This is a genomic window from Roseomonas sp. FDAARGOS_362 (genome assembly GCF_002754815.1).
Lineage (GTDB): Bacteria > Pseudomonadota > Alphaproteobacteria > Acetobacterales > Acetobacteraceae > Roseomonas > Roseomonas mucosa.
The window spans coordinates 26,056-52,304 of sequence record NZ_CP024582.1 but is presented as its reverse complement, the minus strand read 5'-3'; the positions used below and the strand labels follow the sequence as shown (position 1 = coordinate 52,304).

Annotated in this window: 25 protein-coding genes and 1 pseudogene; 18 read left to right on the top strand and 8 right to left on the bottom strand. The window is 70.4% G+C overall.

Translation table 11 applies throughout. The features are described 5' to 3' along the window. Positions 1-35 precede the first annotated feature (35 nt). Genes CTJ15_RS00250 through CTJ15_RS00235 form a run of 4 tightly spaced genes read left to right on the top strand, consistent with a single transcriptional unit; the run spans position 36 to position 3,760 of the window. The gene (locus CTJ15_RS00250; protein ID WP_099780829.1) at positions 36-443 is read left to right on the top strand and encodes a cupin domain-containing protein; all 408 of its coding nucleotides are present in this window, start codon (positions 36-38) and stop codon (positions 441-443) included. Next, positions 440-1,405, top strand: coding sequence for a tripartite tricarboxylate transporter substrate binding protein (locus tag CTJ15_RS00245; protein WP_099780828.1), 966 nt, complete (start codon positions 440-442; stop codon positions 1,403-1,405). The genes CTJ15_RS00250 and CTJ15_RS00245 overlap by 4 nt, the downstream gene beginning before the upstream one ends. A 7-nt stretch (positions 1,406-1,412) precedes the next feature. Further along, positions 1,413-2,597 (top strand): CaiB/BaiF CoA-transferase family protein, encoded by a 1,185-nt coding sequence (locus CTJ15_RS00240; RefSeq protein WP_099780827.1) that lies wholly within the window; start codon positions 1,413-1,415, stop codon positions 2,595-2,597. Next, positions 2,594-3,760: an acyl-CoA dehydrogenase family protein gene (locus CTJ15_RS00235; protein ID WP_099780826.1), complete on the top strand. Its 1,167-nt coding sequence runs from the start codon at positions 2,594-2,596 to the stop codon at positions 3,758-3,760. Before CTJ15_RS00240 ends, CTJ15_RS00235 begins: the two co-directional genes overlap by 4 nt. Positions 3,761-3,818: 58 nt before the next feature. Here CTJ15_RS00235 and CTJ15_RS00230 read toward each other — a convergent pair whose 3' ends face one another. Further along, positions 3,819-4,835, bottom strand: coding sequence for a LacI family DNA-binding transcriptional regulator (locus CTJ15_RS00230; RefSeq protein WP_226945884.1), 1,017 nt, complete (start codon positions 4,833-4,835; stop codon positions 3,819-3,821). Between the two features lie 155 nt (positions 4,836-4,990). Here CTJ15_RS00230 and CTJ15_RS00225 point away from each other — a divergent pair, with 155 nt between their 5' ends. The 9 genes and pseudogenes from CTJ15_RS00225 to CTJ15_RS00185 all read left to right on the top strand — a co-directional run bounded on the left by CTJ15_RS00225 (position 4,991) and on the right by CTJ15_RS00185 (position 14,946). Next, complete coding sequence (locus CTJ15_RS00225; RefSeq protein WP_099780825.1) at positions 4,991-6,271, top strand: ABC transporter substrate-binding protein; 1,281 nt, start codon at positions 4,991-4,993, stop codon at positions 6,269-6,271. 25 nt (positions 6,272-6,296) lie between these two features. Continuing rightward, the gene (locus CTJ15_RS00220; RefSeq protein ID WP_019462526.1) at positions 6,297-7,352 is read left to right on the top strand and encodes a carbohydrate ABC transporter permease; all 1,056 of its coding nucleotides are present in this window, start codon (positions 6,297-6,299) and stop codon (positions 7,350-7,352) included. Positions 7,353-7,354: 2 nt separating this feature from the next. Further along, positions 7,355-8,416 carry a carbohydrate ABC transporter permease gene (locus tag CTJ15_RS00215; RefSeq protein ID WP_075822032.1) on the top strand — a complete coding sequence of 354 codons (1,062 nt, stop codon included), beginning with the start codon at positions 7,355-7,357 and terminating at the stop codon, positions 8,414-8,416. An 18-nt stretch (positions 8,417-8,434) separates the two neighbouring features. Beyond that, positions 8,435-9,532, top strand: coding sequence for an ABC transporter ATP-binding protein (locus CTJ15_RS00210; protein WP_099780824.1), 1,098 nt, complete (start codon positions 8,435-8,437; stop codon positions 9,530-9,532). Continuing rightward, positions 9,529-11,889 (top strand): TIM-barrel domain-containing protein, encoded by a 2,361-nt coding sequence (locus CTJ15_RS00205; RefSeq protein ID WP_226945883.1) that lies wholly within the window; start codon positions 9,529-9,531, stop codon positions 11,887-11,889. Before CTJ15_RS00210 ends, CTJ15_RS00205 begins: the two co-directional genes overlap by 4 nt. A gap of 253 nt (positions 11,890-12,142) precedes the next feature. Next, positions 12,143-12,298: a hypothetical protein gene (locus tag CTJ15_RS00200; RefSeq protein ID WP_226945882.1), complete on the top strand. Its 156-nt coding sequence runs from the start codon at positions 12,143-12,145 to the stop codon at positions 12,296-12,298. A 47-nt stretch (positions 12,299-12,345) separates the two neighbouring features. Then, positions 12,346-13,467 (top strand): annotated as a pseudogene (gene solA / locus CTJ15_RS00195) (N-methyl-L-tryptophan oxidase); the annotation flags it as partial. Between the two features lie 193 nt (positions 13,468-13,660). Beyond that, positions 13,661-14,407 (top strand): cytochrome c oxidase assembly protein, encoded by a 747-nt coding sequence (locus CTJ15_RS00190; protein ID WP_075822166.1) that lies wholly within the window; start codon positions 13,661-13,663, stop codon positions 14,405-14,407. Next, positions 14,404-14,946, top strand: a complete 543-nt coding sequence (locus CTJ15_RS00185) for a CopD family protein (RefSeq protein ID WP_075822167.1) — start codon at positions 14,404-14,406, stop codon at positions 14,944-14,946. Before CTJ15_RS00190 ends, CTJ15_RS00185 begins: the two co-directional genes overlap by 4 nt. Here the strand turns inward: CTJ15_RS00185 and CTJ15_RS00180 are convergent. Next, positions 14,910-15,407, bottom strand: a complete 498-nt coding sequence (locus CTJ15_RS00180) for a DUF2231 domain-containing protein (protein WP_099780912.1) — start codon at positions 15,405-15,407, stop codon at positions 14,910-14,912. The two genes, CTJ15_RS00185 and CTJ15_RS00180, sit on opposite strands and share 37 nt — an antisense overlap. 81 nt (positions 15,408-15,488) lie before the next feature. On the opposite strand from CTJ15_RS00180, the gene coxB reads away from it, so the two are divergent. The 3 genes from coxB to CTJ15_RS00165 are packed head-to-tail and all read left to right on the top strand — an operon-like array spanning position 15,489 to position 19,182. Next, on the top strand, positions 15,489-16,265 hold the full coding sequence (gene coxB / locus CTJ15_RS00175) for a cytochrome c oxidase subunit II (RefSeq protein ID WP_075822169.1): 777 nt from the start codon (positions 15,489-15,491) through the stop codon (positions 16,263-16,265). Then, on the top strand, positions 16,262-18,823 hold the full coding sequence (gene ctaD, locus CTJ15_RS00170) for a cytochrome c oxidase subunit I (protein WP_099780823.1): 2,562 nt from the start codon (positions 16,262-16,264) through the stop codon (positions 18,821-18,823). Before coxB ends, ctaD begins: the two co-directional genes overlap by 4 nt. Further along, positions 18,820-19,182 (top strand): hypothetical protein, encoded by a 363-nt coding sequence (locus CTJ15_RS00165; protein WP_019462537.1) that lies wholly within the window; start codon positions 18,820-18,822, stop codon positions 19,180-19,182. The genes ctaD and CTJ15_RS00165 overlap by 4 nt, the downstream gene beginning before the upstream one ends. Before the next feature lie 537 nt (positions 19,183-19,719). Here the strand turns inward: CTJ15_RS00165 and CTJ15_RS00160 are convergent. After that, a complete protein-coding gene (locus tag CTJ15_RS00160) occupies positions 19,720-20,223 on the bottom strand; it encodes a GrpB family protein (RefSeq protein ID WP_075822171.1) in 504 nt (167 codons plus the stop codon). Between the two features lie 316 nt (positions 20,224-20,539). Next, complete coding sequence (locus CTJ15_RS00155; protein ID WP_019462539.1) at positions 20,540-20,779, bottom strand: hypothetical protein; 240 nt, start codon at positions 20,777-20,779, stop codon at positions 20,540-20,542. A gap of 154 nt (positions 20,780-20,933) precedes the next feature. Here CTJ15_RS00155 and CTJ15_RS00150 point away from each other — a divergent pair, with 154 nt between their 5' ends. Both CTJ15_RS00150 and CTJ15_RS00145 read left to right on the top strand, forming a co-directional pair. Further along, positions 20,934-22,352, top strand: coding sequence for a TrkH family potassium uptake protein (locus tag CTJ15_RS00150; RefSeq protein ID WP_019462540.1), 1,419 nt, complete (start codon positions 20,934-20,936; stop codon positions 22,350-22,352). Then, positions 22,345-23,016 carry a TrkA family potassium uptake protein gene (locus CTJ15_RS00145; RefSeq protein WP_026033451.1) on the top strand — a complete coding sequence of 224 codons (672 nt, stop codon included), beginning with the start codon at positions 22,345-22,347 and terminating at the stop codon, positions 23,014-23,016. Before CTJ15_RS00150 ends, CTJ15_RS00145 begins: the two co-directional genes overlap by 8 nt. A 27-nt stretch (positions 23,017-23,043) precedes the next feature. On the opposite strand, the gene CTJ15_RS00140 is transcribed toward CTJ15_RS00145, so the two are convergent. The 4 genes from CTJ15_RS00140 to CTJ15_RS00125 form a co-directional block, all read right to left on the bottom strand. After that, a complete protein-coding gene (locus CTJ15_RS00140) occupies positions 23,044-24,639 on the bottom strand; it encodes a CopD family protein (protein ID WP_099780821.1) in 1,596 nt (531 codons plus the stop codon). A 10-nt stretch (positions 24,640-24,649) separates the two neighbouring features. Continuing rightward, a complete protein-coding gene (locus tag CTJ15_RS00135) occupies positions 24,650-25,150 on the bottom strand; it encodes a YcnI family protein (protein WP_075823725.1) in 501 nt (166 codons plus the stop codon). A gap of 34 nt (positions 25,151-25,184) precedes the next feature. Continuing rightward, a complete protein-coding gene (locus CTJ15_RS00130; RefSeq protein WP_099780820.1) occupies positions 25,185-25,655 on the bottom strand; it encodes a copper chaperone PCu(A)C in 471 nt (156 codons plus the stop codon). A 165-nt stretch (positions 25,656-25,820) separates the two neighbouring features. Continuing rightward, the gene (locus CTJ15_RS00125; protein ID WP_099780819.1) at positions 25,821-26,195 is read right to left on the bottom strand and encodes a DUF2946 family protein; all 375 of its coding nucleotides are present in this window, start codon (positions 26,193-26,195) and stop codon (positions 25,821-25,823) included. Between the last annotated feature and the right edge of the window lie 54 nt (positions 26,196-26,249).

Genomic DNA, 26,249 nt, shown 5'->3' with positions numbered 1-26,249 from the left:
GCGCCCCCAGGAATGGGGCGCCCAGGGAGTGAAAGATGTCCGGAACGCCACCGCGGAACTATTTCGTGCGGCCCGATGAGGTGCGTGCCTACAGCCCCGCCAACCACACCGGCACCGTGAACCGCCGCCTGATCGCGCCGGAAACGGTCGGCGCGGAATTGATGGAGGTGCTTCTCGGGGTCATCGAGAAGGGGAGCGGCGCCCAGCCCCATGCGCATCCGGGCATGGAGCAGGCCTGCTACATCCTGCGCGGCCGGGCGCGCGTCGAGATTGCTGGCCAGAGCCGCGAGATCGGCCCTGGCGAGATGTGCTTCTTCCCGGCAGGCGAGGAACATGTCTTCACCGTGGTCAGCGAGGACCCGGTGCATGTACTGGTGATCTATTCGCCGCCTTATGGCGAGGACCCGGCCAGGGTCGCCCGTCGCGTGGAGGCACGGGCATGATCGCGCGGCGGACCCTGCTCGGCGCGGCAGGGGCGGCGTTTCCCCTGGCGCGGGCGCGGGCACAGGCCTGGCGCCCGGCACATACGGTCACGCTGTTGGTGCCCTTTGCCGGCGGCAGCGGCACCGATGCCGTCGCGCGCATCCTGGCCGATCTGCTGGCCAAGCCGCTCGGGGTGCCCGTGGTGGTGGACAATCGCGCGGGGGCCAATGGCAGCATCGCCGCGCAGGCCGCCGCACGGGCCGCGCCGGACGGCACGACCCTCTTCGTGACAACCAACACCACGCATTCCGCCAACCCGTCGCTGATGAAGCGCATCGACTATGATCCGGTCGCGGATTTCACGCCGGTGGCACGGGTCGGGAACCTGCCTTTCATGCTGGTGGTGGGGGAACAGGTCCCGGCCCGCAGCCTGCAGGAGCTCCTCGCCATGGCGCGCCGCAAGCCGGGCGAGGTGACCTACGCCAGCGGCAACAGCACCGGGATCGTGGCAGGCGCGACGATGGCCCGCATGGGCGGTGTCGAGATGCTGCACGTCCCCTACCGCAGCACGCCGCCGGCGATGACCGATGTGATGGCCGGGCGCGTCACCTGCATGTTCGTGGATATCGCAGCCGGGCTTTCCAACATCCAGGCCGGCAAGCTCCGCGTCCTGGCGATGAGCACTCGCACCCGTTCCACCCTGATGCCGGACACGCCCTCCATGGCGGAGGCCGGGCTGCCCGATTTCGACATCACCTCCTGGAACGGTGTCTTCGGCCCGGCACGGATGCCGCCAGAAGCAACCGCGACTCTCAACGCCGCCATCCGTGGCGCGATCGAGCGGCCCGAGGTCCGCAAGCGCTTCGCCGATATCGGCTTCGAGGCCTTCTCCGGCACGCCGCAGGAACTGGGGCAGTTCGTCCAGGCCGAGCTCGTCCAATGGCGGCAGCTGATCGAAGCCGCCGGGATCGAGAAGGAGTGATCCAGCAATGACGGCACTTTCGGGCATCCGCGTCCTGGATGCCAGCACGGTCGTGATGGGACCCTATGCCACCCGCCTGCTCGCGGACCTCGGTGCCGATGTGCTGAAGCTGGAGCCGCCGGAAGGCGACATCATGCGCAGGGCCGGCCAGGGCGGCGCGATCTTCGCCCACCTGAACCGCAGCAAGCGTGGCCTCGTCCTGGACCTGAAATCAGCCGAGGGCCAGCAGCGCCTGCACCAACTCGCCGCGGAGGCGGATGTGCTGGTGCACAACATGCGGCCCGAGGCCGCGGCCCGGCTGGGCCTGCGCAAGGCCGACCTGGACCCCGTGAATCCCGGGCTGATCGTGGCCAGCGCCTATGGCTACGGGCCGGGCGGCCCCTGTTCCGGGCGCCCGGCCTATGACGACCTGATCCAGGCCGCCAGCGGCCTGGCGGCGACGATGGGCCGCGCGTCCGGCGGGGCACCGGCCTATGTGCCCATGACCCTGGTCGACCGGGTCGTGGGGGCTCATCTCGCCTTCGCCATCGTGGCTGCCGTTGCCTGTCGCGCACGCACCGGTATGGCGCAGGAGGTGGAGGTCCCGATGTTCGAGACCTTCGCCGATCTGGTCGCCAGCGATCATCTGGGAGGGCTCAGCTTCGATCCGCCGGAAGGCGGGCCCTACTATCCCCGGCTCATGTCGCCGCACCGCCGCCCCTACCGCACGCGGGACGGCTGGATCGCCGTGCTGCTTTACACGGAGGCGCACTGGCGAAGGTTCTTCGCCCTACTGGGGCGGGAGCAGGAACTCGCGGACGATCCGCGCCTGCGCGATCACGTGGCGCGGCAGGCGAATATCGATCATGCCTATGGCCTGGTGGCGGAAGCCCTGTCCCACCGTGACACCGGAGAATGGATGCGCAGCCTTTCCGAGGCCGACATCCCCGTCTCCGCAGTGAACGATGTCGAGGCCCTGCTGGAGGATCCGCATCTGCGCGCCACGGGCTTCTGGCGGCAGGTGCCGTTGCCCGATGGCTCCCGGCTCCGGACCACGGCGCCCTTCGGCCGCTGGTCGGCCACGCCGCCGGACCCGCCCGGCCCGCCCCCCGCCTTCCGCACCGCCACGGCGGAAGCCCAGGGCGTGGATGCGGCGCGCCGGGCGGCATGGAAAGCGAAGCCTGCCGCGCCAGGCAAAGGAGACCAGACATGAATTTCGCCTTGAGCCCGGAGCAGGAAGCCGTGCAGGAGGCCGTCGCGCGCATCTGTGCCGGCTTCGGCGACGAGTACTGGCTACAGCGCGACCGTGAAGGCGGCTTCCCTACGGATTTCCACCAGGCGCTGGCCCGTGACGGCTGGCTCGGCATCTGCATGCCGGAGGAATATGGCGGCGGCGGCCTGGGCATCACCGAAGCGGCCATCATGATGCAGACGATCGCCCAGTCGGGCGCCGGGATGACCGGGGCCTCGGCGGTGCACATGAACATCTTCGGCCTGAATCCCGTGGTGGTCTTCGGCAATGAGGCACAGAAGCGCCGCATGCTGCCGCCGCTGATCGAGGGACGGGAGCGGGCCTGCTTTGCCGTGACCGAACCCAACGCCGGACTGGACACGACACAGCTCCGTACCCGGGCGGAGCGGCGGGGCGACCGCTATGTCGTGAATGGCCAGAAGATCTGGATCTCCACGGCACAGGTGGCGGAAAAGGTGTTGCTCCTCGCCCGCACCACGCCGGTCGAGCAGGTGTGGCGCCGCACCGAAGGGCTGAGCCTCTTCTACACCACGCTCGACCGAGCGCGCGTCCAGGTCCGCGAGATCGAGAAGATGGGCCGCAAGGCGGTCGATTCCAACGAGGTCTTCTTCGACAACCTGGAAGTTCCCGTCGAGGACCGGATCGGGGATGAGGGCAGGGGGTTCGAGTACATCCTGCACGGGCTGAACCCGGAGCGCATCCTGATCGCCGCCGAGGCTGCCGGGCTGGGCCTCGTCGCGCTGGAACGTGCCACGCGCTACGCCAGCGAGCGCGTGGTCTTCGGCCGCCCCATCGGCCAGAACCAGGCGATCCAGCACCCGCTGGCGGCCAACTGGATGGAACTGCAGGCGGCGCGGATGATGATCCTGAATGCCGCCTGGCGCTACGATCAGGGCCTTTCCTGCGCCGCCGAGGCGAATGCCGCGAAGTACCTGGCGGCGGAGGCTGGCTTCAAGGCCTGCCAGCAGGCGGTGATGACACATGGCGGCTTCGGCTACGCACGCGAATACCATGTCGAACGCTATCTGCGGGAGGTCATGATCCCGCGCATCGCCCCGGTCAGCCCGCAGCTTATCCTCTGCTTCATCGCCGAGAAGGTCCTGGGCCTGCCCAAGTCCTACTGACGCGCGCGGCACAGCGTCCCGGCCGGAGTCTCTCCGCCCGGGCTGTCGCGGCCCCCGGTCATGCCACCGGCCCATGCGGGAGGAGCTGCTCCGCCGGCTCCTCCCCGGCCCAGCTCCGCTGCAACTGCGCCAGGATCACCGGGCCGAAGCGCTCATAGGGAACGCGGACGGATTCGAGCCACGGCGCCAGCCAGGGATTGAGGGAGCTCCCGTCGATCCCCACCAGCCGGCAGTCCTGCGGCATGCGGAGCTGCGCCTCGCGGGCCGCACGGAAGGCACCATAGGCCACTTGGTCGCTGACGCAGAGCAGTCCTCCTGGCCAGGCGGAACGCGGTCCGATGGCCTGGGCGGCGCGATAGCCGACCTCCACATGCGCCAGGCCGGGCGCCCGCCATTCGGGGATCGCCCCCGGATCGACGCCGAAGGAAGCATAGCGGGCGCGGAAGCCTTCCACGCGCTCGCGGGTGGCGGAGGACCCTTCCAGCGGCGACAGGACCCCCGGCGCGCGGATTCCGGCATTCCAGAGATGCTCGGCCACAAGCGATCCGGCCTGGAAATTGTCGATCCCCACGAAGGCCCCTTCGCCGCAGGGGTTCCGGCGCCCGACGAAAACCATGGGCGTCCGGCGCGCCACCACCTCCGCCAACCCGGGGCTCGGCCGCGCCACCACGAGGATATAGCCCTGCACGAGCTGGGCCCGCATGGCCGCCAGATACTCGTCCTGGAGCTCCGCGCGGTCATGGGTGTCGCAGAGGATCATGATGTAGCCCGCTGTCCGCAGCGCCGCCTCCGTGGAGGCCGCGATGGTCGCCATGGCGGGGTTGTCGAGATTCGCCACCAGCATGGCCACCAGGCGGCTTTCCCCGCTGCGCAGGGTCCGGCCGATGGAGTTCGGGCGGTAGCCGGTGGCCTCCACCGCCTCGCGCACCCGCTGCACGGTTTCCGCCGAGGCACGGCGGGTCTCGCCATTGACGATGCGCGACACCGTCGAGATCGAGACCCCGGCGGTGGCGGCGACCATCGCCAGGGAAACCGGCCGGTTGTCGGGCGGCGGACCACCTTCTCTGTCAGTCACGCATCCTGCCTCCGCTGCTTCCGGGTCCGTTCCAGTCGGACTCTTATGACTTTCATAAAACCCTTTGACAGGATAGGCAAACGTTTGCCAAATACCGGCCGACCGACGAAGCGCCCGTCCGAGCGCGCCCGCAGGTCGGACCAGGGAGGAAGTTCATGAAGGTGTTCGCGTACGCTTTCGCGGCCGGGCTGAGTCTCGCAACGACGGCCTTCGGGCCGGCAATGGCCCAGACCACCCTCCGCATGGCCTGGTATTCGGATGGTAACGAGGGCGAGGTCATGAACGACCTGCTCCGCCGCTTCGAGGGAAAGAACCCCGACATCCGCGTGGTCCTGGACCAGGTGCCGTTCAAGGCGATCAGCGAGAACCTGCCGGTCCAGCTCGCCTCGGGGCAGGGACCGGACATGGCCCGCGTCGCCGACATGGGCGGGCTGGCACGCTACGGGCTGGACCTCCGCCCCTATCTGAAGGACGCGGCGGCCTGGGAGGCGGGCTACGGCCCCTTCCTGCCCTGGATGCGGGTGCCCGGCGACACGAGTTCCATCCCTGGCTTCATGACCCAGCTCACCGTCACCGGACCCTTCGTCAACAAGACGCTGTTCGAGCAGGCGGGCATCGCCATGCCCGGGCCCAAGGCGACCTGGGAGCAGTGGGCGGAAGCGGTGAAGGCGGTGGCGGCCAAGGTGGACGCGCCCTTCCCCCTGGCGCTGGACCGTTCGGGGCACCGCTTCTTCAGCCTCGCCGTGTCGCAGGGCGCCACCGGCATCGACGAGGCCGGCAAGCCCGCCGTCGTGGATGACGGCTTCAAGCGCGCCGCCTCCCTGGTCGTGGACTGGCACCGCAAGGGCATCATGTCCAAGGAGATCTGGGGCTCGGTGGCGGGCTCTGCCTATCGCGGCGCTAATGACGAGTTCAAGAACGCGCAGGTCGTGATGTACCTGTCCGGCTCCTGGCAGATTGCCCAGTTCGACAAGACCATCGGCGATGCCTTCGACTGGGTGGCCGTGCCGACGCCCTGTGGCCCGGCCAACTGCTCCCCCATGCCGGGCGGCGCTGCGCTGATGGCCTTCAGGTCCAGCAAGCATCCCGCGGAGGTGGCGAAGGTCATGGAATACCTCGCCAGCGAGGAGGTGATGGCCGAGTTCTACAGCCGCGCCCTCTTCGTGCCCGGCCATGTCGGGATCGCGGCCAAGGGCGTGGAGTACAAGTCCGGCTCCGAGGCGGCGCGGGCGGCGCTGAAGGTCTTCACGGCGGAGGTGCAGCAGATCTCCCCGGCGGCCTACCGCCTCCAGGGCTATTCCGGCTCGCGCATCATCTTCAACGCCGCCATCAGCCGCCTCGGCCAGGCCGTGGCCGGCGAGATCGGGCTGGACGAAGCCTATCGCCGCATCACCGACGACGTGACGCAGCAGATCGCCGAGCGCGACAAGAAGTAGTCCTCCCCGGACCGGGATCGCCAGAATGAGCTCCGTCGACACCGCCGTGCCCCCCGTGGGCACGGCAACCGCCCCGGCTGCGCCGCGTCCGGGGGAAAGAAGCACCCTGCGCGCCCTGGGCTGGGCCGCGGCGCTGCCGCTGCGCCTCATCGACGCACCGATGCGGGGCGTGCAGAAGCTGATCGGCGAGCGGGGGATGCCCTATGTCTTCCTCCTGCCCAATGCCGCCTTCTTCGGGCTCTTCGTCTTCCTGCCGCTGGCGATCAACCTCTGGTTCTCGCTGACCGGCGGCGCCGCGCTGTTCCCCTCGGAACGGCCCTATGTCGGAACGCAGCAATACGCCTACCTGCTCGACTGCGGCTCCTTCATCGACCCTGGCTCCTGCCGGGAGGACCACTTCTGGCGGGGCGTTGCCAACACCGGCACCTTCACGCTGTTCAACGTCGTGGGGACGGTGCTGGCCTCCCTGGTCACCGCGCTGGTGCTGAACCGCAGGATTCGCGCCCGGGGCTTCTTCCGCGCGGTCTTCTTCTTTCCCGTGCTGCTTTCCCCCGTGGTGGTGGCGCTGATCTGGAAGTGGATCCTCCAGCGCGACGGCCTGCTGAACGCCATCATCATGGGGCTGGGCGGCGACCGCATCCTGTTCCTGAACGAACCCGGCTGGGCGATGTTCTGGGCGATCTTCGTCTCCGTCTGGGCCCATATGGGCTTCTACACGCTGATCCTGCTCGCCGGGCTGCAGGCCATCCCCTCCGATCTCTACGAGGCGGCGGCGATGGACCGCACGCCGACGCACCGCATCTTCTGGCGCATCACCCTGCCGCTGCTCTGGCCGAACATGATCGTGGTCATCGTGCTCGCGCTGATCAAGGGCGTGCAGACCTTCGACGAGGTCTTCGTGCTGACCGGCGGCGGACCCGGCACGGCGACGATGATGGTGGTGCAGTACATCTACGAGACCGCCTTCGCGAACCAGGTGCAGAACTTCGGCCTCGCCGCCGCCGCCTCGGTGCTGCTGGGCGCCGTGCTCTTCATCCTGACCCTGATCCAGCTTGGCGTGGCCGGGCGGCGGAGGAACTGACCATGGTGGCCACCCGCGCCCTGCGCTTCCTCGCGCGCCGCCGCAATCCCGGGCAGCCGCTGCACTGGACCGACATCGCCAGCTACCTCTACCTGGCCATCGGCACCCTGCTGATGTTCGGGCCGGTGCTCTGGCTGCTTCTGTCCTCCTTCAAGACCCCGGCCGGGCTGCTGGAATTCCCGCCCACCCTGCTGCCGCTTTCGCAGGTCGAGGTGACGGTGCCCGGCCAGCCCAACCCGCTGCCGCTCTTCAAGGTCACCATGCCGGATGGCAGCGTGAAGGAGATGGCACAAATCCGCCGCGTCGGCTTGCAGGCGCAGATGGTGGACCCGGCCGATCCGGGCCAGACCGTCCGCGTGCCGGTGGACCGGCGCGAGCCGGTTCGTGCCTTCTCGCTGGCCATCTCGAACTACATCGAGCCGCTGCGGCAGTTCGACTTCATGCGCTTCCTCGGCAACTCGGTCTTCGTCACCGTGGTGGCGACGCTGATCACGCTGCTGATCAACTCCATGGCCGCCTATGCCCTCTCGCTCTACGAGTTCCGCGGCAAGGGCCTCGCCGTCCTGGCGGTGATCGGCACGCTGATGATCCCGATCACCATCGTGTTGGTGCCGGTCTATCTGGTCATCACCAAGCTCGGGCTGGTGAACTCGCTCTGGGCGGTGATCCTGCCCGGCGCCGCCACGCCCACCGGCGTCTTCCTGCTGCGCCAGTACATGCTGACCCTGCCGCGCGACCTCGTGGAGGCCGCACGCATGGACAAGGCCTCCGAGTGGCAGATCTACTGGCGCATCGTCATGCCGCTGACGGCGCCGGCCCTGGCGGTGCTCGGCATCTTCTCGGTCATGTGGCGCTGGAACGAGTTCCTCTGGCCGCTGGCCGTGCTGACCAAGACCGAGAGCTACACGCTCCAGATCGGCCTCAACGCCTTCCAGGGCGAGCTGCAGACGCAGTGGCACTACCTTCTCGCCATGACGGTGGTGACGCTGCTGCCGGTCGCGCTCGTCTTCGTCTTCCTCCAGCGCTTCATCACGACCGGGATCGGTTCGACGGGAATGAAATGAGCATCGGGAGATCCGTCCATGGCTGAGCTCAGGCTTCGCAACGTCACCAAGAGCTTCGGTGACACCTCCGTGATCCGCGGTGTGGACCTGGAGGTCCGCAACGGCGAGTTCATGGTCTTCGTCGGCCCCTCCGGCTGCGGCAAGTCCACCCTCCTGCGCCTGATCGCGGGGCTGGAGATGGTCACCGACGGACAGGTGCAGATCGACGGTCAGGACGTCACGCGCTTGCCGGCCTCCGACCGCGGCCTGGCCATGGTGTTCCAGTCCTATGCCCTCTACCCGCACATGAGCGTGCGGCAGAACATGGGCTTCGCGCTGGAGAACATGCGCCTGCCGAAGGCCGAGGTCACCGCGCGGGTGGAGCGTGCGGCGCAGATGCTGCAGCTCGCGCCCTATCTCGATCGCAAGCCGCGCGCCCTGTCCGGCGGGCAGCGGCAGCGCGTGGCCATCGGCCGCGCCATCGTGCGGGACCCGAAGATCTTCCTTTTCGACGAGCCGCTCTCGAACCTCGATGCCGAGCTGCGCGTCGCCACCCGCAAGGAGCTGGCCGCGCTGCATGCGGAGATCGGCGGCACGATGATCTACGTGACGCACGACCAGGTCGAGGCGATGACCCTGGCCGACCGCATCGTGGTGCTGCGCGGCGGGCTGATCGAGCAGATTGGCACGCCGCTGGAGCTCTACAACAACCCCGCGAACCTCTTCGTGGCGGGGTTCATCGGGTCACCGAAGATGAACGCCCTGCCGGCGCGCGTGGCGCGGGCCGGCAGCGGCGGCGCCCTGGCGGTGGAAGGGCGGGAGATCCGCCTCGACCTGCCGGGCGGATTGCGGGAGGGCGAGCCGGTGACCTTCGGCGTACGGCCGGAGCATCTGGAGCCCACCGGCGAGGGCGGCGATATCGAGGCGCATGTCGATCTGCTCGAGCAGCTCGGCTCCGAAACCTATCTCTACGCCTCCGCGCCCGGCCTGCCGCAGATCTGCGTGCGCCAGGAAGGCCAGCTCGGCCTCGCGCGCGGCGACACGGTGCGGCTGCGCGCCCGCCGCGACGCCATCCACCTCTTCAACAGCGAAGGCCTCGCGCTGCGGGCCATGCAAGGGACCGGACATCTCGCATGAAGGCTTTGACCAAGGGCCGCTATATCGGCCGGGACGGGCACTGGGCGGTCTTCGAGGTCGCCGAGCGGCTGGGGCGGCTTTCCGCCGGGATCCGTATCGCCATGCCGGAGCGTGACATGGGCCGCGTCGTCCTGAAGGGCGCCCAGGGTTACCGCCTCGACCGCGGCTGGTCGATCGCCCCCGGTGGACTGGAGCCGCCCTATGAGGGCCGCGCCCGCGAGGATCTTTCCGGCTTCTCCTGCCCAGCCGTCACGGTGCGGGAAGGCGAGGGCGGCGTGACCCTTTCCACCGAGGGCGGGCTGACCGCCCATGTCACCCTGGAGCCCTTCGGCATCGCCTGGCACCGCCCCGGCGAGTCCGAGCCCTTCCTGGCGGACCGGCCGACCCAGGCCTATGCCGTCTCCCCCCGCACCGGCGCCCTGCAGCACTTCATGCTGCGGCACGAGGGCGAGAGCCATTACGGGCTGGGCGACAAGGCCGGGCCGGTGGACCATACCGGCCGCCGCTTCCGCATCGATGCGGTGGACCCCTGCGGCTTCGATGCGGAGCTGAGCGACCCGCTCTACAAGATGGTGCCGTTCTTCATCGTGGACGGGCCGCGCGGCGCACATGGGGTCTATTACGACAACCTCGCCGTGGCCGAGGTCGATCTCGGCTGCACCATCGACAACTATCACGGCCTGTTCCGTTCCTATGCGGCGCAGGATGGGGATCTCGACTATACCGTCCTCGCCGGCCCCGGCGTGCCGGACGTGGTGCGGCGCTTCTCCTGGATGGTGGGCGGTCAGGCCTTCCCGCCGAAATGGACGCTGGGCTTCGCCACCACCTCCATGGCCATCGCCGATGCCGACGATGCGGACGCGCAGATCAAGGACTATATCGACCGCTGCCAACAGGAAGGCATCGCCTGCTCCAGCTTCCATTTCGGCTCGGGCTATACCTCGATCAACGGCAAGCGCTACGCCTTCAACTGGAACCGCAGCAAGTTTCCCGATCCGGCGGCAACCATGCGCCGGCTGAAGGAGGCCGGCATGCAGCCGGTCACCAACCTCAAGCCCTGCCTGCTGGACGACCATCCGCGCCTTGCGGAAACGCTGGAGGGCGGCTTCCTGGTGCAGGACGGCGACACCGGGCAGCCCGCCGTGGCGCAATTCTGGGACGGGCTCGGCTACCATCTCGACTTCACCCATCCCCAGGGCCGCGCCTGGTGGCGCAACGGGCTGGAGACGGCGCTGCTCGACTACGGCGTCACCACCGTCTGGAACGACAACAACGAATACGAGATCTGGGACGAGGACGCTCTCGTCAATGGTGACGGACGGCCCTACCGCCAGTCCCTGGCGCGGCCGGCCCAGGCCCTGCTGATGACCAAGCTGTCGCACGAGACGCAGCAGGCGCGCACGCCGGACAAGCGCATCTATGCCGTCACGCGCGGCGGCTGCGCCGGCATCGCGCGCTATGGCCAGAGCTGGACGGGCGACAACGAGACGGCCTGGAAGACGCTGCGCTTCAATCTCGCGCAGGGCATCACCATGAGCTTGTCCGGGATGTACAACACCGGTCACGACGTGGGCGGTTTCCACGGGCCGAGCCCGGGGCCCGAGCTGTTCTGCCGCTTCGTCGAGTTCTGCTCGCTCTGGCCGCGCTTCGTGATGAATTCCTGGAACAATGACGGCATTGTCAACCTGCCCTGGATGCATCCGGAGGTGCTGCCGCAGGTGCGGGAGGCCATGGCGCTCCGCTACCGCCTGATGCCCTATCTCTACACGCAGATGTGGCGCGCGGCGGCGGAGAACGAGCCGGTGGTGCGGCCGACCTTCTACGACTTCCCCGGCGACCCGCGCTGCAAGGGCCAGGACGACGTCTTCCTGCTCGGCCGCGACCTGCTCGTCGCCCCGGTGCTGGAGGAAGGCGCGGTGTCGCGCCGCATCTACCTGCCGCAGCATCCCGGCGGCTGGCACGACTTCCGCACCGGCGAGGCCTTTCCTGGCGGCGAGGAGATCATGGTGGAGGCGCCACTGGGCCATCTGCCGGTCTTCGTCCGCGCGGGTGCCATGGTGCCGGTCACCGGCCAGCTCGACCGCGTCGATCCGGCCAGCGATAGTGAGCGCAGCCTCCTCGTCTTCGGCGAAGGGGAGGGCGAGGCCCTCCTCTACGAGGATGACGGCGACACCATGGCTTGGCGCGAGTCCGGGCTGCGGCTGCATGTCTTCCGCCGCAAGGAAGGCGGCGAGACGGTGCTGAGCCTGAGGACGGAAGGCAGTCACCGCCCCGCCTTCACGGAGATGAAGCTGCAAAGGGTCGGCCCAGGAACGCCGGTCCGCACATCGGACGGAGAGGGCATCCTCCGCCTCTGAGGCTCGCCAAGGCGGAATTCAATGCCGCTGCGGCACGGTGGCCCGGGTGCGGAGGCGCGGATCACGGCGGCGTCCGTGCCCGTGGCGCTGCCCGTGCCGATGCAGCCGCAGATGCCCACGCAGCAGGGCTTCGGCCTGCTGATGCACGAGACCGCCAAGGGCGACACGCCGCTGGCCCGGCGCAGCGCCTGCGCGAGGCCGGCCAGCCGAGGCCCTGCTGGGCAGGCTGCCCGCGCATTGCGGGCTGGTCACGGTGCTGGACGGGCACCCCGCCACGCTGGCCTGGCTGGGGGCCGTCCATGGACACCGGATCCGGGCGCTGGGCGTGGAGCGTCTCGGCCAGACCGGCACGGTCCGGCGGTGGCGCCGCCACTGGCCACCCACCGGGCGCCCGGGCATCATGATGTGACGCGCCCGGTCCCCCCGGATCGGGAAGGGAGCAGGGAAGGCCGGGGCATGCGTTACGACGTGATCGTGGTGGGGATCGGCGGCATGGGCAGCGCCGCCGCCTGGCAGCTCGCCCGGCGCGGCCAGCGGGTGCTGGGACTGGAACGCTATGACATCCCCCATGCCATGGGGTCCTCCCATGGCATCAGCCGCATCATCCGCCTGCCCTATTACGAGGACCCGGCCTATGTGCCGCTGCTGTGCCGGGCCTATGAGCTGTGGCGGGAGATCGAGGATGCCAGCGGCGAGGAGCTCCTGGTCACCACCGGCTCCATCGACGCCGGGCCGGAGGAGGGCGGCCTGTTCCAGGGCGCGCTGGCCTCGGCCCTGCAGCATGATCTGCCGCACGAGGTTCTCGACGCCGCGCAGATCTGGGAGCGCTTCCCCGCCTATCGCCTGCCGGGCGGCACGCGGGCGGTGTTCCAGCCCCAGGGCGGGCTGATCGCCAGCGAGCGCGCCATCATCGCGCATGTGCGGGCGGCACAGGCCCTGGGCGCGGAGATCCGCGCCCGCGAGGCGGTCCGCGAGTGGCGGGTGGCGCCCTCGGGCGGCGTGGTGGTGGAGACGGAACAGGGGCGCTACGAGGCGGAGCGGCTGGTCCTGGCCGCCGGGCCCTGGATGGGGCAGCTCGTGCCGGAACTCTCGCGGCTGGCCGTGCCGGAGCGGCAGGTGCTGGCCTGGCTGCAACCACGCCGGCCGGAGCTCTTCGACCGCTCCTGCTTCCCGGTCTTCAACCTCGACGTCCCGGAAGGCCGCTTCTACGGCTTTCCCATCTACGAGGTGCCGGGCTTCAAGTTCGGGCGCTATCACCATCTGGAGGAGCAGGGAGCGCCCGAGGCGCTGCGGCGCGAGCCGGATGCGCGCGACGAAGCGCTGCTGCGCGACTTCGCCGGGCGCTATTTCCCCGAGGGCAACGGCCCGACCATGGCCCTGCGCTCCTGCCTCTTCACCAACACGCTGGACGAGCACTTCATCCTCGACCACTTGCCGGGCCAGGAGCAGGTGGTGCTGGCCTCGCCCTGTTCCGGCCACGGGTACAAGTTCTGTTCCGTGGTGGGCGAGATCCTGGCCGACCTCGCCACCGGGGACGGCCGCACGCGCCATGCCATCGACTTCCTGCGCCTGAAGCGCAAGCCCCTGGCGGCGTGCCCCCCCCGGAGGCCTGAATCCGGAAAACCCGCCGCCCTCCATGCAGCCAACCGATCCCCTCGCGCGATAGCCCCGGAGAATGTTCCGCCGGGGCCGGGAAGCGCCGCCGGAACACGGACAGAACATCCAGGGCGATGCGGGGCCGGTCTCCGCATCGCGAAGAAGGCAGGCGGCCATGGACCCGACGATCCCTTATTGCGGCAGCGCTCCACTGCCGGAGAAGCTCTGGGGCCGCTGGAACCTTGATCCGGTCCTGCTCTCGGTTCTGGCGCTTGCGGCCCTGGCCCATGGCTGGTGGCTGGCGCGGGAAGGGCGGGGCCGGCAGGCGCACTTCGCCCTGGCCGGCTGGCTGGCCCTCCTCGCCGCCTTCGTCTCCCCGCTCTGCGCGCTGAGCTCGGCGCTCTTCTTGGCCCGGGTGGCGCACCACATGCTGCTCGTCGCGGTGGCCGCGCCGCTGCTGGCCGCGGGTCTTCCCCCGGGCCGGGGCGGTGGCGGCCGCGCCCTCCTGCCCGCCCTGGCGGGGGCGCAGGCCGTGCTGCTCTGGTTCTGGCATGCCCCGGCCCCCTATGCGGCGGCCCTCGGCAGCGATGCCCTGTACTGGCTCATGGAGCTTTCGCTGCTGTTCCCCGCCCTGATGCTCTGGCATGCGGTGCTCTCGCCGGAGCGGCCGGCGGGGCCGGCCCTGGCGGCCCTGCTCTTCACCACCATGCAGATGGGGCTGCTCGGGGCGCTGCTGACCTTCGCTGGGCAGGCGCTCTACGCGCCGCACCTGGCGACCACCGCGCCCTTCGGCCTTTCGCCGCTGGAGGACCAGCAGCTCGCCGGCCTGATCATGTGGGTGCCCGCCAGCCTGCCCTATCTGGCGGTGGCGCTGTTCCGGCTGGCGGGCCTGCTCGGCACCGAGGATCGCCGCGCGGCATGATCCTCTGGCTGAAGTTCCTGCACATCGCCACGCTGAGCATCTGGTGCGCCGGCCTGCTGAGCCTGCCGATGCTCTATGCCCGACGGCCGCAGGTGGCGGAGGGGAGGCCGCTCTTCGAGTTGCAGGCCTTCACCCGTTTCCTCTTCGTCACCCTGGTCTCGCCCGCGGCCTTCCTGGCCATCGGCTCCGGCACGGCGCTGATCTTCCTGCGCGAGACCTTCACACTCTGGTTCGCCGCGAAGCTGCTGGCGGTCGGGGTGCTGGCCCTGCTGCACCTGGTGAACGGCTATGTGGTGCTGCATCTCTTCGACAATCCGCGCCTGTTGTGGCGCGGCACGAATGCCGGGCTGGCGGGGCTGACCCTGCTGACGGTCCTGGGCATCCTCTGGCTGGTGCTGGACAAGCCGGGGGCTGGCCTCGATGCCCTGCCCGAGGTGCTGCACCGCCCGGGCGGGCTGCGGGACCTGGTGGGGAACCTCCTGGGCGGGCTGCCCCCGCCCCTTCAGCCGCGTGGCGACACCATGAGGGCGATCCCATGATCCAGGATCAGCTTGCCGCCATGATAGCCCGCGACGCCGGTGAAGGCCGCGCAGAGCACGGACAGCAGCAGGCCGAGCGGCAGGACCGCCGCCGCATCCACCAGCCGGAGGCCCCAGTTCATGCCGATCATGGCGATCAGTGCCATGGCCACGATCGCGTGCATCCAGCTCGCCGCCCGGCCCCGGATGCCGGGCACCAGCAGGAGTTCCGCCGTGCCGATCGCCGCCGCGAGCACGCCGCTGACGAAGGCACCGCCGCAGGCCCAGAGGCCGGCGCGCAGCCAGAACGGATCGGCCGACCACCAGTAGAGCAGGTCGCAGCCCAGCGTGGCGAAGACCAGGGCGATGGGGAAATGCACCGCCATGGCATGCAGGGGGTGGCCGGCCACCGCCACGGCGGAGGAAACATCCTCCTCCGACAGGTTCTCGATGATCGGGTTGGTCTCGGTGCCCTCCGCCATGCCGCTGCTCCTTCTGCCTCACGGCAGAAGTCCGCGGCGGCAGGCGGGTTTCGCCGCACGCTTCCCCTGCCGCTTCTCGCGGTGCTCGGGGGATGCGGCGGGCCCTTCTCCACCCTCGACCCCGCAGGGCCCGCGGCGGCCTCGGTGGCGCGGCTGTGGTGGGTGATGCTGGGCGGCTCTGCGCTCCTCTTCCTGTTGGTGATGGTGCTGCTGCTGCTGGCCTTCCTGCGGCCCGGCATCGCCTCGGGCACCGGCGAGCGGCTCTGGCTGTTCTGGGGTGGGCTCGTGATGCCCGGCCTGGTGCTGGCGGCGCTGCTGGTCTTCGCCCTGGCGAGCGGGGAAAGGCTGCTGGCGCATCCGGGCACGCCCGGCATCCTGCGGGTGGAGGCGCGCCCGCAGCAATGGATCTGGCGCTTCACCTACCCGGAGGCGGAGGGGATGGAAACCACCGGCCTGCTGCATATCCCCGCCGGGCGGCCGGTGGATGTCCATGTGATCGGGGGAGACGTGATCCACAGTTTCTGGGTGCCGCGGCTGGGCGGCAAGCTGGACGCCATCCCCGGCCATACCAACATCCTGCGCCTGAAGGCGGCGGAGCCGGGCCTCTATGACGGCCTCTGCGCCGAGTTCTGCGGCACCTTCCATGCGGAGATGCGCTTCGCGGTCCAGGCGCATCCGGCGGAGGAATACGAGGCCGTGCTGGCCCGCCTCGCCAGCCGCCTGCCGCTGCCGGCCGCGCCGCGCGGGGCGCAGGAGCGGGACGACGGAGAGCGGGGCGCGGTGGGCTCCGTGCCAGTCGGGCGTTCGCCGGAGGGGCGGAGGCTGGACGGGCAGACCCAGGGAGGGCACGCACCGTGACCGCCAGGGAGCATCCACCGGAACGCAACCGCCCGTCGCCGATCCGGCTGCACAAGGAGCTGGAGCGCATCTGGGCCACACCGAAGGGCTGGGGTGCGCTCTCGGCGGTGAACCACACGGTGATCGGAAAGCGCTTCATCGTCACCGCCTTCGTCTTCTTCACGATCGGCGGCCTGCTGGCGATGTTGATCCGCGCGCAGCTCGCCACGCCGCGCTCGGCCTTCCTGGGGCCGGATGTGTACAATCAGGTCTTCACCATGCACGGCACGGTGATGATGTTCCTCTTCGCCATCCCGATGTTCGAGGGGCTGGCGATCTATCTCCTGCCGAAGATCCTCGGCGCGCGCGACATGGCCTTCCCGCGCCTCGGCGCCTATGGCTACTGGTGCTACCTCTTCGGCGGCTCGATCCTGATCGTGGCCCTGTTGGCCGGCGTGGCGCCCGATACCGGCTGGTTCCTCTACACGCCGCTTTCCTCCAGGCCCTACACGCCCGGCATCAACGCCGATGTCTGGCTGCTCGGCATCACCTTTGTCGAGATTTCCGCCGTCTCGGCCGCGGTGGAGATCACCGTCACCATCCTGAAGCTGCGCGCGCCCGGCATGTCGCTCGACAGGATGCCGATCTATGCCTGGTACCTGCTGGTGACGGCGGGGATGATGCTGGTGGGCTTCCCGCCGCTGATCCTGGGCTCGCTGCTGCTGGAGGCGGAGCGCGCCATCGGCCTGCCCTTCTTCGACCCCGCGCGCGGCGGCGATCCGCTGCTCTGGCAGCACCTGTTCTGGCTCTTCGGCCATCCCGAGGTCTATATCATCTTCCTGCCCGCCGCCGGCGCCATCTCCACCATGCTGCCGGTCTTCGCGCGGCGCGAACTGCTCGGCTACACCTGGATCGTGGTGGCCGTGGTGGCGGTGGGCTTCCTCTCCTTCGGCCTCTGGGTGCACCACATGTTCACCGTGGGCATCCCGCATCTGGCGCAGGCCTTCTTCTCCGCCGCCAGCACGCTGGTCGCGGTGCCGACGGCGGTGCAGATCTTCGCCTGGACCGGCACGCTGGCAAGCGGGCGGCCGCGCCTGACCCTGCCGATGCTCTACATCCTGGGCTTCTTCTTCGTCTTCACCTGCGGCGGGCTGACCGGCGTGATGCTGGCCGTCGTGCCCTTCGACTGGCAGGCGCATGATACGCAGTTCGTGGTGGCGCATCTGCACTACGTGCTGGTGGGCGGCTTCATCTTTCCCATGCTCGCGGCCGCCTATTACTGGCTGCCGCATGTCACCGGGCGGATGCCGGTGCAGCGCCTGGGTGTTGCGGCCTTCTGGCTGATCTTCCTCGGCTTCAACCTGACCTTCTTCCTGATGCACCTGACGGGGCTGCGCGGCATGCCCCGGCGCATCCACAGTTACGAGGCCGGGATCGGCTGGGAGGGACTGAACCTGATCTCCTCCCTTGGCGGCTTCATCCTCACCATGGGCTTCGCGCTGTTCCTGCTGGACATGGTGCTGCAGTCCCGCTTCGGGCGGCGCTTCCGCCGCAATCCCTGGGAGGCCGAAACGCTGGAATGGGCCATGCCCGTCCCCGCTGCCAGCTACGCCTTCGCCTCCCTGCCGGAGGTGGCGGGCCGCGCTCCCCTGCGGGACGATCCGGATCTGGGTCGCAGGCTGGCGGCGGGGGAGGGCTATCTTCCTTTCGCCCGGAACGGCCACCAGGAGACGCTGGCGGTGGAGATCGCCACCGGAAAGCCCGAGCAGATCGTGGTGCTCCCTCAGCCGAGCTTCCTGCCGCTCTGGTCCGCCCTGGCCACCGGCGTGGTCTTCGTGGCGCTGCTGCTCGGCCTCTACTGGCTGGCACCGCTGGGGCTGCTGGCGGCCTTGGCCCTGCTGCTGTGCTGGACGCCGGACCCGGCCGGGCGGCGGGACAGCGGCCCCATTCCCGCCGGGCACGGGCTGATGCTGCCCCCGCATGTGGAGAGCGCCTCGGCGCCCTCGCTCTGGGCGATGCGCTTCACCCTGGTGGCGGATGCGACGCTCTTCGCCTCGCTGCTCTTCGGGGCTGCCTTCCTCTACGTGGTCGCCCCGAACTGGCCACCCCCGCCCCTGCCTTCCGTGGGCGGACCGCCGGGAGGGTGGCTGCCGGCCGGCCTCGTCCTGCCGGGGCTGGCTTTGGCAGCCCTGGGCGGGCGATGGGCCGTCGCCGCCAATGTCCGTGGCCGGACGGCAGGGCGGAGCGCCGGGCTGCTGCTGGCCCTGCTGGGCCATGGGGTGGCGCTGGCCGCGCTGGTGTGGCTGCTTTGCCTGGTGCCGGACCCGGCGGCCCATGCCGTGGGGGCGCTGGGTGTTGCCTTGCTGGCCTATGCCGCGTTGCACGCGGCGCTGGGCCTGCTCTTTGCCGGCTTCGGCCTGTATCGCGGCCATGCGGGCTACCTCTCGCCACGGCGTAGCCTGGATCTGCGGATCGGCCGCCTGTGGCACGACTACACCGCCATTACCGGAGCGATCGCCTTGCTCGCGGCTCTGGCGCTGTGCTGGGGGGGCCTGCCAGCAGCGGGAGGCAGCGCGTGAGCGAGTCCGGGCGCCGTTCCGGCCTGCTCCTGCTGGGCGGCTTCGCGGTCTGGGGTTCCGCCTTTCTCGCGCTCTACGGTGGTGTGTCGCTGGGCTGCGCCTGGGGCTGGGAAGAGGCTTCGCTCGGCCCCTTCAGCCTGCTGCGGGGCGTGCTGCTGCTGATCCTGACGGCGCATCTGCTCGTGCTCACGGTGCTGCTCCAGTGGTGCTGGCGGTCCGTTGCCTTCGGCTCCGGCAGGCCGTTGCCCGGCGAACCCTGGCATTTCCTGGGCCTGGCTTCCCTGGCAGCCACGGGGGCCGCGCTGGCGGCCACGCTCTGGACCGGCCTGCCCGTGCTGGGCCTTTCGGCCTGCGCCTGAGCGGACCATGCGGCCCGGAGGACATCATGCGAATGGCAGGATGCATGGACCCTCGGGCATTTCATGGTCCCGCGCCGTCCGCTTCTCCCCCTTCACGGGCCAGGGCCCTCGTCAGGCGCGTCGTTTCCGGTTTTTTAGCATTTTAGGATTTTAGACCTTTATCCGCCCGCGTGGTGGGCGAGTGCCGCCGAGACGCAGGTTCCGGGTGCGGTGACGCCATGGCGGGGGAGGCGAAAGGCATCCAGTCAGGCACGACATCGGGCGTTTGCTGTCGGCGATGTTGGGCTGGTCGGGGATCAACCCGGAACGCGCTGCTGGAGGCGGTCGCGGGTTATGGGACGTCTGTTGATTTTATTCCTATAGCCTGGGGCGGGTTCGGAAAGCAAGGGAGCGTTCGTGGAGGTCGTGCCCCGACCCGGGCGGTGGCGGGACGCATGGCCTCGGGGGGATGGGGCGGAGCCTCTCAACCGTGGCCAGCCATGGAGCGCGACGCCGGAGCTTCGCGCGCCCGCAGGCCGGTACGTTCTGCCGTTCGTCTCAAAGCGAGGAGGCGTCTATGCTCCGCCTGATGAAATCGGCCTTCGCCGACGTATAGGAGACGCGATCCCCCGGGTAACGGCTTGCCAGCGCCATCTTCTCCGCCTCGTACGAGCGTGCGAGGCAGGGTGCGTTGCGGAGGCGGTCGCGGAAGGCGAGGTTCTGGCGCCATTTCCAGCCATTCCATTCCACGACATGCAGGTGATGCGTGCGTGGCGTCCCCTTGGCGAAGAACGCTCCGCCCGGAACCTGCCTGTCGGCCTGGTATTCGTAGCCGATGCCACCGAGCAGGGACCTGTACCGGTCGACGATGGAAAGGCAGCGGACCCCGACCATCAGATCCAGGATCGGCTTTGCGCGGATGCCCGGGATCGAGGTGCTTCCGAAGTGCTGGACGTCCACCAGCAGGCGCTGCATCGCGGAGCGGATGAGCCGCTCCTCGCAGGCATAGAGCGAAGCCCAGGCGGGATCATGTCCCACCAGGAAAACACGGCCATCGTCCAAACCCAGCAAACGGCTTCGCCCCTCTTGTCCCGATCCATGGCGCCGGTGAAGCACCGGGCCCCGCCATTCCCAGCAATGCGGCACCGAAACTGGCATGGTCCGCGGCGGCGCTGCTGTGATCTGGCGCACATCCGGGACGCCCGGAAATCCGGCCGGAAGCACCCCCAGGAAGAGGGGCCGTCGTGGCGGCGCCGTCGGATGTGGGCGCCGCGCTGCCGCGGGAACCGGCCCGGGCGGGCACTGCTTTCCGGGGAGGGTCGTCGCGGCCAGGGCAACGGGAGCGGGGCGACAGGACGACGGCCGCGCGACGGGCGGATCAGCCGGGGGAGGCAGCCTGCGGCATGGGATGGGTGTTCGCCGCCCGCCACTGGCGCTGGACCTCCGCATCCACCTCGTCGGCCGTCTGCCCGGGCCGGACGGTGACCTCCGCGCCGTGCAGCGCGAAGTGGACCGGCCTGCCGAGTTTCCCCGCCTTCTCGACGCAGCGCGTGATGACGTGCGGCAGGTAGTCGGTCGGCTGGGTGGGATACTCGACGACATCCTGAACGGCGGTCATGCGGGCGTTTCCTTATCGTTGGCGCGGGAAGCCTGGACGAGCGGCGACGATTGCGTCAAGGCACGGCGCCGGGGATATGGCGCCGTGCCCGGCTTGACCCTGCGGCGGATTGGTCAACAAGCTGAGATTTGCCATGCCCCAGGGAGGTTCACGGTTGCGACCACGCGGCGGGACGGGCGGCGCCTCCCATATCGGCCTGCCGCCGGCGCTGCTCCGCGCGGCACCGCTGCCGCGGCGCGCCTTCGGGAGCATGCTCCGGCATCCGACGCGGGTGATCCCGCTCGCCTTCCTGGTGGTGATCCTGCTGGGCACCGGGCTGCTGATGCTGCCCCCGGCGCGGACAGATGGGCAGGGGGCGCCGCTTCTCACCGCGCTGTTCACCGCGACCTCGGCCACCAGCCTGTCCGGCCTCTCCATCGTGGACATGGCGACCTACTGGACCTTCCCGGGGCAGGTGGTGATCCTGCTGCTGATGCAGGCCGGCGGGCTCGGCATCCTCACCGGCGCGACGCTGCTCGGCCTGCTGGTCCGGCGGCGCATCCGGCTGTCCTCGCGACTCATGACGCAGGCGGAGTTGCAGGTGATCGCGCCCGGCGACGTGGCCGCGATCCTGCGGCTGGTGCTGGCCATGACCCTGGGGACCGAGCTGCTGGTGGCGGCGGCGCTCTGCCTGCGCCTGCGCCTCGCCTATGGCATGGACTGGGGGGAGGCGGCCTGGACCGGGATCTTCCACGCCGTTTCCGCCTATACGAACGCGGGCCTGTCCACCTATGGCGACAGCCTGGTGCGCTTCGGCGCGGACCTCGCGGTGACAGGGCCGGTGATGCTGGCGGTGCTGGCGGGCGGGATCGGGGTGCCGGTGGTCCATGACCTGCGCCGCGCACCGCTGGCGCCGCAACGCTGGAGCCTGCACACGCGGCTCACCCTGATCGGCAGCGGCGCGCTGCTGCTGCTCGGCTGGGCGGGAGTGCTGGCCTATGAATGGGGCAATCCGGCCACCCTGGCGGGGCTGCCCGTGGCGGAGCGCGTGCATGGCGCCCTGTTCCACGCGGTCATGACGCGTTCGGGCGGCTTCAACACGGTGGATGTCGCGGCGATGCGGCCGGAGACGCTGCTTCTCAGCAGTGCGCTGATGCTGATCGGCGGCGGCAGCGCCAGCACGGCGGGCGGCATCCGGGTGACGACCTTCGTGCTGCTGGGCCTGGCCGTCTGGGCGGAGGTCCGGGGATCGCCCGATGTCAACGCCTTCGGCCGGCGGATGCCGGAATCCCTGCTGCGGCAGGCGCTGACCATCGCGTTGCTGGCGATCGGGGTGGTCTGCGCCGCCACGCTGCTGCTGTTGTCGCTGACGGACCTGCCGGCGGAGAAGGTGCTGTTCGAGGTGGTCTCCGCCCTGGCGACGGTGGGACTGTCCGCGGGCGTTTCCGCCGATCTGCCCATGCCCGGGCTTGTGGTTCTGACCGGGCTGATGTTCCTGGGCCGGGTGGGCACGGTGACCATCGCCACGGCGCTGGCGCTGCGTGGCGCCCGAGCCACCTACCGCTATCCGGAGGAGCGCACCATCGTTGGCTAGGAATCCCGTGAAGGCCGATGCGGGGGTCGTGGTGATCGGGCTCGGCCGCTTCGGCGGGGCCGTGGCGCAATCCCTGATCCGCATGGGCCATGAGGTGCTGGGGATCGACGAGGACCCCGAGCTGGTGCAGCGCTGGGCGGACGACCTGACGCATGTGGTGCAGGCCGACACGACCGATGCGGACACGCTGCGCAGCCTGGGCGTGCCGGAGTTCCAGCATGTCGTGGTGGGCATCGGCACCAACCTGGAGGCCAGCGTGCTGACGGTGCTGGCGCTGAGCGAGATGGCCATCCCGCAGATCTGGGCCAAGGCGCTGACCGTCAACCACGGGCGCATCCTGGAACGCACGGGCGCGCACCATGTCGTCTATCCCGAGATGGCGATGGGCGAGCGCGTGGCGCATCTGGTGACGGGCAAGATGATCGACTTCATCGAGTTCGACGACGGCTTCGCCATCGTGAAGACCCGTGCCCCGGCCGAGGCGGTGGGCCGGACCCTGGAGGAATCCGCGCTGCGCTCGCGCCACGGCATCACCATTGTGGGCGTGAAGCGGCAGGGGGCCGATTTCACCTATGCCCGGCCGGAAACGCGGGTGGAGGCCGGGGACCTGCTGATCGTTTCCGGCCCGACGAAGCTGGTGGAGGCCTTCGCCGCGCGGACCTGACGGCGGGGGCGTTCCCGCCCGATGGGGTCAGGGCGCCACCGGCAGGCTGATCACCGCATCGGCCTGGTCGAAATCGCTGAGGAGGATCTCGGCGCGCAGGGTCCAGCGTCCCGGCAAGGCCAGCTCCGGCCCTTCCAGCATGAACCGCCCCGGCGCAGCCTCCCGCATCGGGCGGCGGATGCCGGCGATGCCCGCTTCGGGCTGCGACAGTTCCAGCCAGACTTCCTTCGCGGCGAAGGCGCTGCCGTCCGGGCGCACCAGCCAGAGATCGAGCCGGTTCCGCCCGGCCCGGGCCGGCCTCGCCTGAAGGGTGACGGAAAGCCCCGCCACCTCGGTCGCGACGGTGACGCCGTCCTGCGGCCCGGCATGGTGGTGGCCCTGCGCCCCCGCCTGGTGCGGGGAGGTCATGCTCAGCACGGCGGTCGCGGCCAGGACCAGCGCCGCCAGCCCCGCCTCGGCCATGATGCTGCGGCGCAGGAATGCGGGGGCCGAGGGATCGCCGAGCGCCAGGGACGGGGTGAGGCGCCGATGGTTCAGGCCGGCCAGCGCCAGCAGCAGCAGGGCGCCGCCGGCCTTTGCCAGCAGCAGCGTCCCGTAGGTCGTCCCCAGCAGGGCGGAGGGGCCGGGCAGATGCAGCGCCGCCTGGGCCACGCCGCTCAGCAGCAGCAGGGCGACGGCCGGGACGGCGATGGCGGCGAAGCGCCGCACCACCGGCAGCGCGGCCGTCCCGTCGTGCCGCAGCAGGGCCCAGAGGGGCAGGAAGGCCCCCAGCCAGAAGGCGGCCGTCAGCGCATGGAGGGTAAGCAGGAAGCGCGCCGGAAGGTCGCCCGTGGCGGCATGGCCGGACAGGCTCAGACCACCCGCCGCCAGGACGGCGCCCGCCAGGCCGAGGGCACGGCTGAGGCGGTTGCCCTGGCCGCCGAGGGCGATCGCCACCAGGGCGAGGCCGAGCGCCACGGCGGCATCGCGCGCGAAGACCGTGGAGGCCCGGGCGGCGATCCAGGTTTCGACCTGCAGGAGCGCGCCGAGGCCGGGGGCCGCCAGCATGGTGCCGCCCTGCACCCCGATGCCGAGAACCGCCGCCAGGATGCCGGCGCAGGCACCGGCCTGCATCCAGCGCAGCATCGCCGGAGGCGGCGGTGCGACGAAGGCGCGGAACAGGGCGCCGCCCGCGCCGGGCATGAAGCCCAGGTACAAGGCGAAGCGCAGGATCTCCGCCGCCCCAATCCAGATCCTCCCCTCGGCCGGGGCGACGGCGGTCCGCTCCGGTGCCATGCCGATGCCGAAGGCGATGGCGCCGCTGACCGGGTGCCCGTCGGCGGAGATGATCCGGAAGCTGGCGAGGTAGGTGCCGGGGGGCAGCCGTGGGGGCAGTGCCGCCCCGATGGCGTCGCTGTCCTTTCCCGCGCCGTGGGAAAGGACCGTCACGCCGCCCGGCCCCGCCAGCCGGAGGTCGAGCGGCGTCACCGCCTCGTCGAAGCGCAGCACCAGCCGGCCCGGCGGCTGCGCGAGGCTGGCGCCGTCCGCGGGCTCGCTGCCCAGCAGCGCGGCATGGGCCCAGGCACCGGAAAGGGACGCCAGCCACAGGCCGCACGACAGGAGCAGCGGGAGCAGGCGGCGCATGCCTTCCGCCTCAGCCCCTGGGCGTGATGCGGACGGCGAAGGCCGGCGCGCGCAGGGTTTCGCCGGGCTTCGAGGGGCGCTCGATCCAGCGGGTGACCTTGCCGCCCTCGCATTCCTGCACCACCGGGAAATAGACGGTCTGCCCGGCTTCCTTCGGCGTCTGCACCCGCAGGACGAACTCCTGGTAGAAGGCGTCGGGCAGGTTGCCGCCCCGCCAGGCGACCTCCCGGACCGGTGCGCTCTCGCCATGGCCTCCGGGCGCGGCGGTGCCTTCCTCGGCCACGGTGGTCAGGGTCCAGCCGGCCAGGGGCATCGGCTTCACGTTTCGGAAGCCCTCGGGGATCTGCAGCCGGATGCCGGTGGTGGCCGCTCCGTCGCAGCCATGCGGCACGCGGATGGCCACGCGGAGGTAGCTGTCCGCCGGCATGGTGGACTGGTCCAGCGTCACATGCGCGGCGGCCGGAAGGGCGAAGAGGCTGGCGCCGAAGACGGCGGCGAAGCGGTTGAGCATGGGTGGTTTCCGTGGTGTCGGGCCTGGGAGTGGATCAGTGATGGCCGTGCGGACCGGTGGCGCCCGCCGCCTGCACCGGCACCGGCACGGTGATGGCGCCGGCATGCTCGAAGGTCAGCGTGACGGGGACGGCCTCGCCCACCCGCATCGGCGCCGAGAGGCCCACCAGCATGAGGTGCAGGCCGCCGGGGCGCAGGGTGACGCTGCCGCCCGCCGGCACCTCGATGGCCTGGACGGGCTGCATGCGCATGACGTCGCCGTCGCGCACCGTGGTGTGCAGCTCCGCCGCGCGGGGCAGGGGGCTGCTGGCGGAGAGCAGGCGGTCCGGCGTGTTGCCGGTGTTGCGGATGGTCAGGAACACGCCGCCCGTGCCCCCCTGCACCGCCGCCCGGGCCCAGGGCTGCTCGATGCTGATGGCGCCCGGCTGCTGCGCCAGGGCGGGAAGGGCGGCCAGGAGGGGGGACAGGAACAGGGCCGGCAACAGCCGGCGACGGCGCAGCGTCATGACGCGGTTTCCTTGCGAAAGGCGGAATTCCGGTCCCGCCGGATGGCGGGGGATGGGCTTGGGGGCGGAACTGCCGGAGCGGGCCGGGAATGGGACCGGCCCTGCCGCGGTCGCAGGACGAATGGCCGCGCGGGCGGGAAGCCCGGGCGGCGGTCCTGTCAGGGATCAGGCGATGGGAGGGGCGCGGGGCTGCTGCGGCGGGCCGCGTGGCGGGATTGGCGGCAGGCCGGGCAGGGCGACGTCATGCGCGACCACCACGAAGCCAGCGGGCCGGATCATGGCGACCGGAGGGGCGGGCGGGAGCGCGACCCCCGCATGCTGGCACATCGGGCAGCCCGGATGCAGGCTTGCCTTCGGAGCCTCCTTGCCGTCCGGTCCCACCAGGATGGTGCGATGGAGGCCGGAAGGGCTGCACAGCTCCACGAGCTGCGCCGCAGCCGTACCCGTGAAGGGGCGGAGACAGGAAGGCAGCGCCGCCGACCACTGTAGGAGAAGCAGCACGGCCACAAGGCTCAGGAGAGGGCGGCGGACCTGGCGCATGGATGGCCGCATGCGTATCAGCCGCCGCAAGCCTTGTCACGGCCAGGGGTCCGG

What these genes read in the sequence shown, in the direction of transcription:
- CTJ15_RS00205 (WP_226945883.1), top strand. Translation starts at nt 9,529, where the DNA reads ATGAAGGCTTTGACCAAGGGCCGCTATATCGGCCGGGACGGGCACTGG.
- CTJ15_RS00190 (WP_075822166.1), top strand. Translation starts at nt 13,661, where the DNA reads ATGGACCCGACGATCCCTTATTGCGGCAGCGCTCCACTGCCGGAGAAG.
- CTJ15_RS00185 (WP_075822167.1), top strand. Translation starts at nt 14,404, where the DNA reads ATGATCCTCTGGCTGAAGTTCCTGCACATCGCCACGCTGAGCATCTGG.
- CTJ15_RS00245 (WP_099780828.1), top strand. Translation starts at nt 440, where the DNA reads ATGATCGCGCGGCGGACCCTGCTCGGCGCGGCAGGGGCGGCGTTTCCC.
- CTJ15_RS00210 (WP_099780824.1), top strand. Translation starts at nt 8,435, where the DNA reads ATGGCTGAGCTCAGGCTTCGCAACGTCACCAAGAGCTTCGGTGACACC.
- CTJ15_RS00240 (WP_099780827.1), top strand. Translation starts at nt 1,413, where the DNA reads ATGACGGCACTTTCGGGCATCCGCGTCCTGGATGCCAGCACGGTCGTG.
- CTJ15_RS00215 (WP_075822032.1), top strand. Translation starts at nt 7,355, where the DNA reads ATGGTGGCCACCCGCGCCCTGCGCTTCCTCGCGCGCCGCCGCAATCCC.
- CTJ15_RS00155 (WP_019462539.1), bottom strand. Translation starts at nt 20,779, where the DNA reads ATGACCGCCGTTCAGGATGTCGTCGAGTATCCCACCCAGCCGACCGAC.
- CTJ15_RS00220 (WP_019462526.1), top strand. Translation starts at nt 6,297, where the DNA reads ATGAGCTCCGTCGACACCGCCGTGCCCCCCGTGGGCACGGCAACCGCC.
- CTJ15_RS00225 (WP_099780825.1), top strand. Translation starts at nt 4,991, where the DNA reads ATGAAGGTGTTCGCGTACGCTTTCGCGGCCGGGCTGAGTCTCGCAACG.
- CTJ15_RS00140 (WP_099780821.1), bottom strand. Translation starts at nt 24,639, where the DNA reads ATGCGCCGCCTGCTCCCGCTGCTCCTGTCGTGCGGCCTGTGGCTGGCG.
- CTJ15_RS00250 (WP_099780829.1), top strand. Translation starts at nt 36, where the DNA reads ATGTCCGGAACGCCACCGCGGAACTATTTCGTGCGGCCCGATGAGGTG.
- CTJ15_RS00125 (WP_099780819.1), bottom strand. Translation starts at nt 26,195, where the DNA reads ATGCGCCAGGTCCGCCGCCCTCTCCTGAGCCTTGTGGCCGTGCTGCTT.
- CTJ15_RS00235 (WP_099780826.1), top strand. Translation starts at nt 2,594, where the DNA reads ATGAATTTCGCCTTGAGCCCGGAGCAGGAAGCCGTGCAGGAGGCCGTC.
- CTJ15_RS00135 (WP_075823725.1), bottom strand. Translation starts at nt 25,150, where the DNA reads ATGCTCAACCGCTTCGCCGCCGTCTTCGGCGCCAGCCTCTTCGCCCTT.
- CTJ15_RS00180 (WP_099780912.1), bottom strand. Translation starts at nt 15,407, where the DNA reads ATGGCGGAGGGCACCGAGACCAACCCGATCATCGAGAACCTGTCGGAG.
- CTJ15_RS00130 (WP_099780820.1), bottom strand. Translation starts at nt 25,655, where the DNA reads ATGACGCTGCGCCGTCGCCGGCTGTTGCCGGCCCTGTTCCTGTCCCCC.